The following is a 12,315-nucleotide window of genomic DNA, read 5'->3' as shown; positions in this document are numbered from 1 at the left end:
GGAGGAATCGGGACACAGGTCCCTAGTTCTGTAGCGCGGTTCAAAAGCAAGAGGGTTAACGCGACTTAACTATTTGCCAGGCACATTGTCGCAGGCCTAGAAGCCGCCATGGACCTGCCCCTGACCCTCGCGGCCTGCGCCCTATTCCTCGTTCTGGCGATCGTTTGCGGCTGGTTCGGCGCCCGCCCGATCAATGTTTTAAAGGGCCCGCGCATGGTCCCGTGGCGTCCGCTGATGATGGTCTGCGTGGTCGCCCTGATGCTGATGATGGTGCATCTGGCCAACCTGCTGGGCTTCCAGACCGGTAACCAACCGCGCTACTAGGTCGCGGCCTTCTTGGGTCGCTTGGCGAGCCCAGAGACCCCTCCGGACGACAGCAGACCGATGTCGGCGAGCAGGAAAGGGATGGCCCATTTCTGGGGCGCGGCAATGTAGCGCGGCTGCCAGACAGGGTCGTATTTGTCCTTGTACCGCCGAACGCCCTGGAAATTGTAGATCTCCTCGCCGCGCTCGTAGAGCAACCGGCCGACGCGGGACATGATCGGCGCCAGGGGCCGATCCTCCAGGCCGGCCAGCGGGGCCATGCCGAACTCGAACGCCTGATAGCCCTCGTCCTTGCCCCACTGCAGAAGCTCGACGAACAGATAGTCCATGACGTTCTTGGGCGCCTCGTCGGAGTAGCGCATCAGGTCCATCGAGAACGCGGTCTTCGAGGCGGTCAGCCACAGGGTGGCGAAGGCGACGATCTTGCCCTCCTCGCCGCGCACCACCGCCACGGGGAACTCCGCGACATAGCGCGGGTCGAAGCCGCCCATCGAAAAGCTCTTCTCGCCGCCCGCGTGGTGGCTGAGCCAGGCGTCGGAGATCGCCTTCAGCTCGCCCATGATCGCGTTGGCCGCGCCGACCGGCAGGACCTCGAAGGCCGCCCCGCCCTCTCCGGCCTTGCGCCAGTTGCGACGCAGGACCTCGCGACGGCGGCCGACCAGGCTGAACGCCTCCAGCGGCACGGCCGCGCTCTCGCCGGTCTTCTGGATGGCGAGGCCGAGATCGACGGAGTCCGGCAGGTCTTCCGGCCCAAGGCCATAGAACCCCGCGCGCGCGGCGTGGGCGTCGGCCAGTTCGCGGAAGCGCCAGAAGAGCTCCATCCGCTCGTCACGTCGGCCGACGGGCGCGCCCAGGGCGATCCACGAGCGACCGCGCACGCCGAACATCAGGAAGGTCTCGCCCGAGGCCGAGAACAGAAAGCGCTTGTCGCCCAGCAAGGCCAGGTTGGCGCTGGGCTCGGCGTCCTCGGCCTTGGCCAGGATGGCGCGGACCCGGTCGAACTCCGGATCGGTGTCGTCGACCACGGCGGGCGTCGCCGCCGTCGAGATCAGGCGCCAGACGCCCACGGCCAGCAGCACGATGGCGGCGGCCACCGACGAGCGAATGGCCCGAGCCGCCTCGTCATGGTCCTGCAGGACGCGGATCCAGGACTTGTCGGCGAATTCGGTGTGGTGGAAGGACCACCAGCCCAGCAGCCCCGCGCCGCCGATCGCAGCGGCGGCAGACAGCAGCCAGCCCGGCGTGATCTCCATCTTCGCCAGGGCGGCCTTGCGCGGGAAGGCGTCCCGGAACGGCAGGATGGCCAAGAAGCAAACCAGCAGGATCGACGTCTCTTCCCAGTTCAGGCCCTTGAAGATCGCTAGCACGGCGGCCGAGGCCAGCACGATCAGCGCCGCCCACCAGGCCGCGCCCAGGCGCGAGCGCAGACCGAAGGCCAGCAGCAGCAAGACGAGGCCCAGGATCGACGAGAAGAAGTGGCTGATCTCGATCAGCAGGTCGGGGGCGAAGGCCAGAAGGAGCAGGAAGCGGGTAGGCTCGGACGGCGTGGCCCCCGACGCCAGAAGCATGACCCCAGCCGACGCGGTCAGGATCGCCGCCAAGGTGGGGGCGATCGCGAGAGCCGCGGGCCTGAAAACTGTCGAGGACATCCAGATCCCGAAACGACGAATCCCTGACGGGATCCAGCAGCAGCCTCATATAGCCTGCAAAGTGTGAACGGGTCGCGGCCGTTGCGGCGAACGACCGTTTGAATCGACTTGCCCAAGCCCGCGTGTGGCGTAGTGTGGGCGCAACAACGACTGTCCGCTTAGGGAGATGAGACGATGGCCGATTTCGGGGGAACCGAACTCGACGCCTTCCGCGCCGAGACCCGCGCCTGGCTGGAGGCCAACTATCCGAAGTCCCTGAACGCGCCGATGGCCGAGGATGAGGCGCCGTGGGGCGGCCGCAAGATGGTCTGGAAGAACCCGGACGCCAAACTCTGGCTCGATCGCATGGCCGAGCGCGGCTGGACCGCGCCGATGTGGCCCAAGGAATATGGCGGCGGCGGCCTCTCCAAGGCCCAGAACAAGGTGCTGGAACAGGAACTGCGCCGCCTCAAGGCCCGCCCGGCCCTGATGAGCTTCGGCGTCTGGATGCTGGGTCCAGTGCTGCTGGAGTACGCCACCGAGGAGCAGAAGCAGCGCTTCCTGCCGCCGATCGTGCGCGGCGAGATCCGCTGGTGCCAGGGCTACAGCGAGCCCGGCGCGGGCTCGGATCTCGCGTCGCTGCAGACCAAATGCGAGGACAAGGGCGATCACTACCTGATCAACGGCCAGAAGGTCTGGACCAGCTACGCCGACCAGGCCGACTGGATCTTCTGCCTGGTGCGCACCGACACGACCAAGAAGCACGAAGGCATCTCGTTCGTGCTGTTCGACATGACCTCGCCCGGCGTCGAGGCCCGCCCGATCAAGCTGATCAGCGGCTCCTCGCCGTTCTGCGAAACCTTCTTCGACAATGTGAAGGTTCCCAAGGAACAGCTGGTCGGCAAGCTGAACGGCGGCTGGGACATCGCCAAGCGCCTGCTGCAGTACGAGCGCCAGAACATCAGCGCCTCGGGCTTCGGCGGCGGCGGCGGCCTCTCGCCCGTCGACGCGGCCAAGAAGGAGATCGGCGTCGATGGCGAAGGCCGGATCGCCGACGGCGACTTCCGCGCGCGCCTGGCCGCCCACTCGATGGACGCCCACGCCTTCATGCTGACCGTGCGCCGCGCCGAGGCGGAATCCAAGCAGGGCTCGGGCCCCAGCGCCGCCGTCTCGATCATCAAGTACGCCGCCGCCAAGATGAACCAGGAGCGCACCGAGCTGCTGGTCGAGGCCCTGGGCCTGCAGGGCCTGGGCTGGGAGGGCGAAGGCTTCAGCGCCGAGGAGTTGAACGCGCCGCGCGCCATGCTGCGCGCCAAGGGCAACTCGATCGAGGGCGGCACCAGCGAGGTGAACCTGAACGTCGTCGCCAAGCGCGTCCTGGGCCTGCTGGACCACCAGTAGTCCGATGATCGAGTTTTGGTACGAGTTTGCTTCGACCTATTCCTATCCGGCGGCCATGCGGATCGAGAAGCTGGCCGCCGACAAGGGCGTGGCCGTGGCTTGGCGCCCCTTCATTCTGGGTCCGCTGTTCCATGACCAGCAAGGTCTGAACGACAGTCCCTTCAACGCCTTCCCGGTGAAGGGCGAGTACATGTGGCGGGACCTGGCGCGCGTCTGCGACGCCGAGGGTCTGGCGCTGCGCCATCCCAGCCAGTTCCCGCGCAACAGCCTGCTGGCCGCCCGCGTGGCGATCGTCGGGCTGGAAGACGGCTGGACCCCAGCCTTCAGCCGCGCGGTCTATCAGGCCAACTTCGTCGACGACCAGGACATCGGCAGCCCGGAGATTCTGGCGCCTTTGATCGCTTCGGTCGGCGCGGGTCCGGAGCATGTCCTGGCGGCCGCGCAATCCGATCCGATCAAGACCCGCCTGAAGGACCACGTCCGTCAGGCCAGGGAGCGCGGTCTCTTTGGCGCGCCCAGCTTTCTCACCGCCGACGGCGAGCTCTTCTGGGGCAACGACCGTCTGGAACAGGCCCTCGACTGGGCCGCCCGTCATCAATCCAGGGAGCACGCCTGATGGCCGTCCTGACCGAAGAACAGACGATGCTGCGCGACGCCGCCAAGGGCTGGGCCAGCGAAAGCGCCCCCGTGGGGGCCCTGCGCAAGCTGCGCGACGGCAAGTCCGGCCAAAGCTTCGATCCCGCCGCCTGGAAGGACATGGGCGAGATGGGCTGGGCCGGGGTGATCGTGCCCGAGGCCTATGACGGCTCGGCCTTCGGCTATCTGGGTCTGGGCCTGATTCTGGAAGAAACCGGCCGCACCCTAGCGGCCTCGCCCCTGCTCTCCACGGCCATGATCGCCGCCTCGGCCCTGCAGCTGGCGGGCTCCGACGCCCAGAAGCAGGCCTGGCTGCCGCGCATCGCCAGCGGCGAGATCGTCGCCACCCTGGCCATCGACGAAGGCTCGCACCATGCGCCGGCGCGCACGGCCCTGACCGCGACCAAGAGCGGCGCGGGCTATGTCCTTAACGGGACCAAGACCTTCGTGCTGGACGGCGAGGCCGCCGACCTGCTGATCGTCGTCGCCCGCACCGGCGGCGCGCCGGGCCAGACCGACGGCCTGAGCCTGTTCCTGGTTCCTGGCGACGCGCCGGGTGTGAAGCGCACGCATCTGGCGCTGATGGACTCCCGCGGCGCGGCCCAGATCGCCTTCGATGGGGTCGAGGTCGCGGCCGACGCCGTCCTCGGCGAAGTCGACAAGGGCTGGGCCGTGCTGGAGCCCACCCTGGACCGCGCCTATGCGGGTCTCGCCGCCGAGATGCTGGGCAGCGCCAGCGCGGCGTTCGACATCACGCTGGACTACCTGAAGACCCGCACCCAGTTCGGCCAGGTGATCGGCTCGTTCCAGGCGCTGCAGCACCGGGCCGCCAAGTGGTTCACGGACCTGGAAACCACCCGCTCCTGCGTCGAGGCGGCGCTCGAGGCGCTGGACACAGGCGCCGACACCCGCGCCCTCGCCTCCCTGGCCAAGGCCAAGGCCTGCGAGCTCGTGCATCTGGCCAGCAACGAGATGGTCCAGATGCATGGCGGCATCGGCATGACCGACGCCCATGACGCCGGCCTCTACATGAAACGCGCCCGGGTCACCGAAGCGGTGTTCGGCGGCGCCAGCTTCCATCGCGATCGCTATGCGCGGCTGATGGGTTTCTAAGGCCCGAACCTCAAGCCACACCATGGCCAAAAAGCCGCCGTCACGGCGGCTTTTTTCTTGTCGATCATCAGGTTAGCGGAAGTCCGTCCAAGCCTCGACTGAGTAATAATGTCGAGAACCCGACGCATGCGCGCTCGGTCAAATGATGATCTTGCGACGCGAGTTGTTGAGCGCACTCTATTTTTGCACCGCTCCTGACTGGATTGTGTCGGCTACGCGACGGCGCCCCGCATTTGACCTGCCTATAGCTTGCAACCCTTGCCGTGAACCGGCGTTCGATTCCGCATGCTAGGGCTCCTACATCCCTTGAAGAACCGACTCCTTTCCGCGCTGCCGTCAGAGGACAAGGCTCTTCTGGTCCCGTATCTGACGCCGATGGACCTCGACAAAGGTCGCCTGCTGTATGATCCGGGCGACGCCATCGATCAGGTCTATTTCCCGAATGACGGCGTCATTTCGCTGATGACGTTGATGGAGAGCGGCGCGGCGATCGAGTCCGCCACCATTGGCCGCGAGGGCGCTTTGGGCCTGATGGCCGCCGTTGCCCCCCGTCAGTCGCTGTCGCGCGCGATCGTCCAGGCGCCGGGCTCGGCCTTGCGCATCGCCGCCGCGCCCTTGCACGAGGCCTGGAAGCGTAGCGCCACCCTCCGAGACTTGGTGGATCGCCACAATGAGGCGCTGTTCTGTCACGCGATCCAGTCCGTGGCCTGCAACGCCCTGCACCCCGTCGAGGCGCGGTTCTGCCGCTGGCTGCTGTCGTGCCACGACCGCATCGACTCGAGCACGGTCAGCCTGACCCAGGAGTTCCTGGCGGACATGCTGGGCGTGCAGCGCACGACCGTCACGGCCGTCGCCGGCTCGCTGCAGAATAAGGGTCTGATCCGCTACCGCCGGGGCGTGGTCGACATCCTGGACCGCGCCGGCCTCGAGGCCATGACCTGCGAATGCTACGGCGCGGTGCGCCGGAGCTACGAGCGGCTGCTGCCCGATCCGTTCGGCGACGAGGACGCGCCGAGCCTTCGCCTGCGCGGCTAGTCGCTAGCGGCGACGCGCCGGAGCGGGCGCATGAGCCAGACGCAGCAGGTTGGCCGCGCCCGGCGCGCCAAACGGCGTTCCGGCCACGACCAGCAGGCGCTCGCCCGGCGCGACCAGGCCCAACTCCAGCGCCTTGCTCGATGCGTCGGTCGTGACGACTTCCAGGCTGTCGGGCTGGGCGCTGACGCGCGGCTCGACGCCCCAGACCAGAGTCATGCGGCGCACGGCGCTGAGCTCCGGCGACAGGGCCAGGACCGGCTGCAGCGGGCGTTCACGGGCCAGGCGGCGCGCGGTGGCGCCGGTGGTGGTGAAGGCGACGAGGCACTTGGTCGAGCCGGCCTTGGCCGCGCCCGCGGCGGCGACGACCAGCACGTCGGCGTCGACGTCGTCGTGGCTCTGCTCGGCCTGCATCAGCTCGGGCCAGCGCGGATCGCGCTCCACCCGCTCGATGATGCGGTTCATCATCGAGACGGCTTCTTCCGGATAGTCGCCGGCCGCCGACTCCGCCGACAGCATCACCGCGTCCGCGCCCTCGTAGACGGCGTTGGCGACGTCTGAGGCTTCAGCCCGGGTCGGGGTCGGCGAACTGGTCATCGACTCCAGCATCTGGGTCGCGACGATCACCGGAATGCCCCGCTCGCGAGCGGCGCGCAGGATTTCCTTCTGAGCCACCGGCACCTCTTCCGGCGCCATCTCGACGCCGAGGTCGCCGCGAGCGACCATGACGCCGTCACAGAGGTCGAGGATCGGGCCCAGCACCTTCAGCGCCTGCGGCTTTTCGATCTTGGCCAGGACCGCCGCGCGGCCTTCGACGATGCGGCGCAGCTCGGCCATGTCCTCCGGCGCCTGGACGAACGACAGGGCGATCCAGTCGACGCCAAGACGCAGGGCGAAGGCCAGGTCCTCACGGTCCTTGGCGGTCAGGGGCGACATCGGGATCACGACGTCCGGCACGGCGACGCCCTTGCGCTCGGACAGCTTGCCGCCGTTGACGACCTTGGTGTTGGCGTAGCCGGGGCCGGCCTCGGTCACCGTCATCCGCAGCTTGCCGTCGTCCAGCAGCAGGGTCGCGCCCGGCCGCATGGCGGTCAGGATCTCGGGATGCGGCAGGTGCACCCGCGTCTCGTCGCCCGGCGTCGGATCGCTGTCGAAGCGGAAGGCCTGACCGGGCTTCAGCATGACCGGGCCGTCGGCGAACTTGCCGACGCGCAGCTTGGGTCCCTGCAGGTCGGCCAGGATGCCCAGCGGGCGGCCAACGACCTTTTCCGCCTCGCGGATCGCCGTGTAGACCGCCGCGTGGGTTTCGTGGGCGCCGTGGCTGAAGTTCAGGCGAAAGACGTCCGCCCCGGCCTTGGCCAGGGTGACGATCATCTCGGGCGAGCTGGAAGCCGGGCCGATCGTGGCGACGATGCGGGAGCGACGGGCGCGGATCATGCCGTCGCTCCTTGGTCGAAGATCAGTTCGCAGGACAGACCGCGTCGCCCTCGTTCGAGGCCAGCCGGATCTCGGTGAAGGTCATGGAGAAGCGACCGGACGTCATCAGCGCGAACGGCGCGGTCACCCGCGTCATGTCCGCGCCCTTGGCCTTGAAACAGGACAGTTTGATCTTGGCCGTACGCCATTCGCCGATTTTCGCACCTGACAACGTTGACGTAACGTCTACCGTCGCCCCGCAGGATTCGCCACAGCCGATGGCCATGGAAACCGGTTTCTCTGGGGACGCATCGACCCGGTAGCGGAGCATCACGGCCATGTCGCCGGTGGTCTGGCGCGACAGGTCGACCGGCCGGCCAGAGATCGCCAGCAGCCCCTGCCCTTCTCCGGTCCACTCCGCCTGGCGGGCGTTTTCCTGGGCGCCGGCGTCGATGGTCTTGGTCGCCACGGCGCCCGAGGTGGTCAGCGTCCAGGGCGACGGCGCGCGGCCGGCGAGGAAGTAGCGGTCCACGTTCATGGCCGCCGCCGAAGCCACGCCGGAGTCCTCCGACAGCGTCGCCACCTTGCCCGGCTTGGCGTAGCTCAGGCCGTAACCATAGGCGAACAGCGGGTCGTAGCCCTTGTCGCCGACATTGAGCGGCTCCTGGTCCGCGCGCTTGGGCCACGAGTACGAGAGCTTGCCCGTGAAGTCGAAGCGCGGCTTGCCCGCCGCGTCGCCGATCAGCACATCGGCCACGCCGCCGCCTTCCGAGCCGGGCAGCCAGGCGGCCACGAAAGCGTCCGAGGCGTTGATCTCCGGGTTGGTCCACAGCGGCCGGCCGCTCAGGAACACCGACACGACGGGAATGCCCTGGGCCTTCAGCTTCTTCAGCAGCGCCAGATCGGTCTTGTCGCCGGGCTGGTACTCGGCCGTGGCGATGTCGCCCTGGAATTCGGCGTAGGGGTTCTCGCCGAACACCACGATCGCGACGTCGGGCTTCTGCTTGTAGTCGCCGGAGGGCGACAACTCGGCGCTGCCGCCGCCGGCCTTCACCGCCTCGGCGACGCCGCCGAAGATCGACTGGCCGTTCGGGAAGTCGCTGTTCTTGTTGCCCGTGCCCTGCCAGGTCAGGGTCCAGCCGCCGGCGGCCTTGCCGATGTCGTCCGCGCCGTCGCCGGCCACCAGGATCCGCGCCGAGCTCTTCAGCGGCAGAACGCCCTCGTTCTTCAGCAAAACGAGGGACTTGCGGACCGCTTCTCGCGCGATCGCCCGATGCTCGGGCGCGCCCAGCAGCTCCAGCTTGCCTTCCAGCGGACGCTTGTTCTCGAACAGCCCCGCCTTGACCTTCACGCGCAGGATGCGACGCACCGCGTCGTCGATCCGCGCCATCGGGATCTGGCCGGCCTTCACCTGAGCCAGGGTGTTCTCATAGAGGCCCTTCCAGCTGTCGGGGGCCATGATCATGTCCATGCCGGCGTTGTAGGCCTGGGCGCAGCTGGTGGTCGTGCAGCCCTCGACCTGGCCGTGGGCGTTCCAGTCGCCGACGACGAAGCCTTCGAAGCCCATCCGCCCCTTCAGCACGTCGGTCAGCAGGCTCTTGTTGCCCGTGTGCTTGACGCCGTTCCAGCTGGAGAACGAGACCATCACCGACAGGATGCCGGCGTTGATCGCGGGCGGATAGCCAGCGTTGTGCAGGCGGATCAGCTCGGTCTCGGGCAGCTTGGCGTCGCCCTGGTCCTTGCCGCCGTCGGTGCCGCCGTCGCCCAGGAAGTGCTTGGCCGAGCCGGCGATGTGGCCCGTCGCCAGCGGCTTGCCGGCGACCAGCGCGCCCTGCAGGCCCAGGGTCATGGGACCGGCATAGGTCTTCACCACCTCCGGATCCTCGGCATAGCCTTCATAGGTGCGGCCCCAGCGCACGTCGCGCGGCACGGCCACCGTGGGGCCGAAGGTCCAGTCGGCGCCGGTGGCGGCCATCTCCTGGGCGGTCGCCTCGCCGATCCGGCGGATCAGGTCGGGATCGCGCGCCGCGCCCAGGCCGATATTGTGCGGGAAGATCGTCGCGCCGACGACATTGTTGTGACCGTGAACCGCGTCCACGCCGAAGATGATCGGGATTTCCTGGTGGCCGCCGCGGTTGTCCAGCGCCGCGGCGCGGAAAGCGTTGATCCACTCGATCCAGCGTTGGGCCGAGGCGCGATCGTTGCCGTCGGGCGCGCTGTTGCCGCCGACCAGCACCGAGCCCAGGCGGTATTTCTTGAGTTCCTCGGGCGTGATCGACGCCCCGTCGGCCTGGATGGTCTGGGCGACCTTCTCCTCGACCGTCATTTGGCTCATCAGCTTGGTGATGAAGGCCTCGGTCTTGGCGTCGGTGATCGTCGCCGGGCTGGCGGCCTTGGGCCACAGCGCGGGATGGGTCGTCGCGGGCCCCGAGGAGGCCTGGGCGAGAACCGCTCCCGAAAGTCCACCGGCGATCGCCAAGGCCAGGACGGAAACACGCAGGGAGCGACGCGAAAACATAGGCGGTCCTCGAAGGGCCTCTAACAAGGCGACAGGCTGGGAAGAAAAGCGCTCGGCGCGGCGCTTGCGGAGGACCGCGCCGAGCGAAAGAAAGCGACTAGAGGCGCCGCTTGGAGGGGAGTGATCGTGCGCGCAGGACGGCGCGACGGGCGCTGGATTGGCCAGGCGGGGTCATGACGTTTCCTCCTGACGCCGCCTTTCCGTGGGCGACCGTCTTGATCGCCGGCGATCTCATGTCGAATGGACAGCGCTGTCAAGAACAATCTATCTGAAATGCCTGAGTAAAGGTCTAGTTGGGCGCCTTGCCGGTGGACTCACGGACGACCAGTTCGAAATCGAGCAACCGCGAGGGCGGCGGCTCGCCCTCTGCATGCTCGACGCCGCTCATCAGCATGTCGGCGGCCGCCCCCGCCATGGCGGCGATGGGCTGGCGGACGGTGGTCAGCTGCGGCCAGGTGATCCGCGCGCCGGGCGTGTCGTCGAAGCCCGCGATCGACAGCTGGGCGGGCACGTCCAGGCGCATGCGGTTGGCCACCGCCATCACGCCCAGGGCCATGTCATCGTTCGAGGCGAAGATCGCGGTCGGGCGATCCTCGCCGCCCAGCAGGCGTTCGGCCGCTTCGAAACCCGAGCGGAACGAGAACCAGCCCTGCTCCACCCGGTCCGGGCGCACCGGCAGGCCAGCGTCGCGCATGGCGTCGAGGAAGCCCTGGTGACGGCGATGGGACGCGCCGTGGTCGGGGTGGCCAATGATGAAGCCGATGTCGCGGTGACCCAGTCCGATCAGGTGGTTGGTCATCTCGTAGGCCGCCCTGCGGTCGTCCATGCTGACCCAGGGCGCGCGCTCGACGTCATCGCCCGGCGCGATACGGACATAGGCGACGCCTTCCCGCTCGAGCGCGGCCAGCACGACGGGGTGGTCGCTGAGCGGCGGCGTCAGGATCACCCCGTCCATCCGCAGGGTCGCCAGCATCGGCGAGACCTGCTCCTCGACATCGCCCGTCGAGTCGATCGGCTCGACGATCAGGTGATAGCCCTCTCGCCGACACTGCGCGATCGCCCCCAATTGCACGTCGGTGACGTAGCCGGGGCTGGGGTTGTCGAAGAAGACGCCGATCAGATAGGCCTTCGCGCCTGCCAGGCTCCGCGCCGAGATGTTGGGACGATAGTTCAGCGCCGCCACCGCCGCCTGCACCCGATCGCGCGTGTCGGCCTTGACGTTGGGCTCGCGGTTGAGGACCCGCGAGACAGTCTTGATCGAGACGCCGCTCTCGCGGGCCACGTCGTGGATCGTGATCTTGGCGCTCAATTCCGTCCCCCGCCGCCCCTATTCGTTCGGTTTGGCGCGTACTTAGCCATGACAAGGCTGTCATGGCGATCCCTTTATCGACGCAACCGAGCGGCGGCAGATCGGCGCGCTTTACAGCTAGAGATCGAGCCGGATATCCAGATCCTCGCGTCGCGAGTGACGTACGGGGGGATGCGAGGATGCTGAACTGGAAGATTTTGGCCGTGGCCCTGGCGCTGGCCGCGACCTCGGCGCACGCGCAAGTCGCGCAAGATCCGGTCGCGCGGCTTAACCAGCTAGGCCGCTACGCCGGCCGGGCGACGATCTGCGAAGAGTTCGGTTTCGACGTCCACAAGGAACGCGTGGAAGCCTATGCCAACGCCGCCATCGCGCTCGGCCAGAGCGCGGGCTTCTCTGAGACCCTGTCCTATACCTACGTCAAGAACGCGATGGACCAGGCGATGCGGCAAGCTCAGAACGACATTAAGGCGATGTCAGGCTCGGGCGCTGAGGACGAAGCGGCCTTGGCGGCCAATATTCGTAGCCAGGCCAGGATCATCATCGCTTCCTGCCGGGAAGTCGCCAACGACCCCGCGGGCCGCAACATCGTCTCCGGGCCGCCCTTGAGCGACGAAAGCTTGCTGCGCGACGTTACCGACCCGCTCCTGACGCCCACGGGCTACGCAAGCTGGCAGACACCCTACATGCGCGCGGGGGCGGACATGGTGCAGGCGGTCGCCGTGTGCGCCACCCACCTGACCCGCGCCCAGTCGAACGCCTACATCGCGGAGCTCTACGCGCCCAACCGGTTCCCGGCGGCCGTCGAGGACAAGGCGCGCCAGTACTTCGACTTCTGGATGCAGAAGGGCCGTGACGAGATGGGTGACATGAATCTGGACGCCACGCAGTGCAACCGCCTGCTGACAGGCCGGGCGGCCGCATTGAAAGCGGCGCGCTAG

10 protein-coding genes are annotated in these 12,315 nt (G+C 67.9%); 6 read left to right on the top strand and 4 right to left on the bottom strand.

Going from position 1 to position 12,315, the window contains the following annotated elements:
* Nucleotides 1-108: 108 nt before the first annotated feature.
* Nucleotides 109-324, top strand: a complete 216-nt coding sequence (locus CSW60_RS19380; RefSeq protein ID WP_099538800.1) for a hypothetical protein — start codon at nt 109-111, stop codon at nt 322-324.
* Here CSW60_RS19380 and CSW60_RS19375 read toward each other — a convergent pair.
* The gene (locus CSW60_RS19375) at nt 321-1,973 is read right to left on the bottom strand and encodes a bifunctional lysylphosphatidylglycerol flippase/synthetase MprF (protein ID WP_099538799.1); all 1,653 of its coding nucleotides are present in this window, start codon (nt 1,971-1,973) and stop codon (nt 321-323) included. The genes CSW60_RS19380 and CSW60_RS19375 overlap by 4 nt on opposite strands.
* Nucleotides 1,974-2,147: 174 nt before the next feature.
* On the opposite strand from CSW60_RS19375, the gene CSW60_RS19370 reads away from it, so the two are divergent.
* The 4 genes from CSW60_RS19370 to CSW60_RS19355 all read left to right on the top strand — a co-directional run bounded on the left by CSW60_RS19370 (nt 2,148) and on the right by CSW60_RS19355 (nt 6,137).
* Nucleotides 2,148-3,353 (top strand): acyl-CoA dehydrogenase family protein, encoded by a 1,206-nt coding sequence (locus CSW60_RS19370; protein WP_099538798.1) that lies wholly within the window; start codon nt 2,148-2,150, stop codon nt 3,351-3,353.
* Between the two features lie 4 nt (nt 3,354-3,357).
* Complete coding sequence (locus CSW60_RS19365; protein WP_099538797.1) at nt 3,358-3,969, top strand: 2-hydroxychromene-2-carboxylate isomerase; 612 nt, start codon at nt 3,358-3,360, stop codon at nt 3,967-3,969.
* Nucleotides 3,969-5,102 (top strand): acyl-CoA dehydrogenase family protein, encoded by a 1,134-nt coding sequence (locus CSW60_RS19360; protein ID WP_099538796.1) that lies wholly within the window; start codon nt 3,969-3,971, stop codon nt 5,100-5,102. The genes CSW60_RS19365 and CSW60_RS19360 overlap by 1 nt, the downstream gene beginning before the upstream one ends.
* A 306-nt stretch (nt 5,103-5,408) precedes the next feature.
* Complete coding sequence (locus CSW60_RS19355; RefSeq protein WP_099538795.1) at nt 5,409-6,137, top strand: Crp/Fnr family transcriptional regulator; 729 nt, start codon at nt 5,409-5,411, stop codon at nt 6,135-6,137.
* A gap of 3 nt (nt 6,138-6,140) precedes the next feature.
* Here the strand turns inward: CSW60_RS19355 and pyk are convergent, their stop codons facing one another.
* The 3 genes from pyk to CSW60_RS19340 all read right to left on the bottom strand — a co-directional run bounded on the left by pyk (nt 6,141) and on the right by CSW60_RS19340 (nt 11,377).
* Entirely contained in the window at nt 6,141-7,571 is a 1,431-nt protein-coding gene (pyk, locus tag CSW60_RS19350) for a pyruvate kinase (protein ID WP_099538794.1), read from the bottom strand.
* Nucleotides 7,572-7,593: 22 nt separating this feature from the next.
* On the bottom strand, nt 7,594-10,068 hold the full coding sequence (locus CSW60_RS19345; protein ID WP_099538793.1) for an exo 1,3/1,4-beta-D-glucan glucohydrolase: 2,475 nt from the start codon (nt 10,066-10,068) through the stop codon (nt 7,594-7,596).
* Between the two features lie 289 nt (nt 10,069-10,357).
* The gene (locus CSW60_RS19340) at nt 10,358-11,377 is read right to left on the bottom strand and encodes a LacI family DNA-binding transcriptional regulator (RefSeq protein ID WP_099538792.1); all 1,020 of its coding nucleotides are present in this window, start codon (nt 11,375-11,377) and stop codon (nt 10,358-10,360) included.
* Nucleotides 11,378-11,556: 179 nt separating this feature from the next.
* On the opposite strand from CSW60_RS19340, the gene CSW60_RS19335 reads away from it, so the two are divergent.
* On the top strand, nt 11,557-12,315 hold the full coding sequence (locus CSW60_RS19335; protein ID WP_099538791.1) for a hypothetical protein: 759 nt from the start codon (nt 11,557-11,559) through the stop codon (nt 12,313-12,315).

The sequence above is a fragment of the Caulobacter sp. X genome, assembly GCF_002742635.1.
Classification (GTDB): Bacteria; Pseudomonadota; Alphaproteobacteria; order Caulobacterales; family Caulobacteraceae; genus Caulobacter.
Note: the sequence above shows the minus strand (reverse complement) of the source record. Positions and strands in the feature narration are given on the sequence as shown.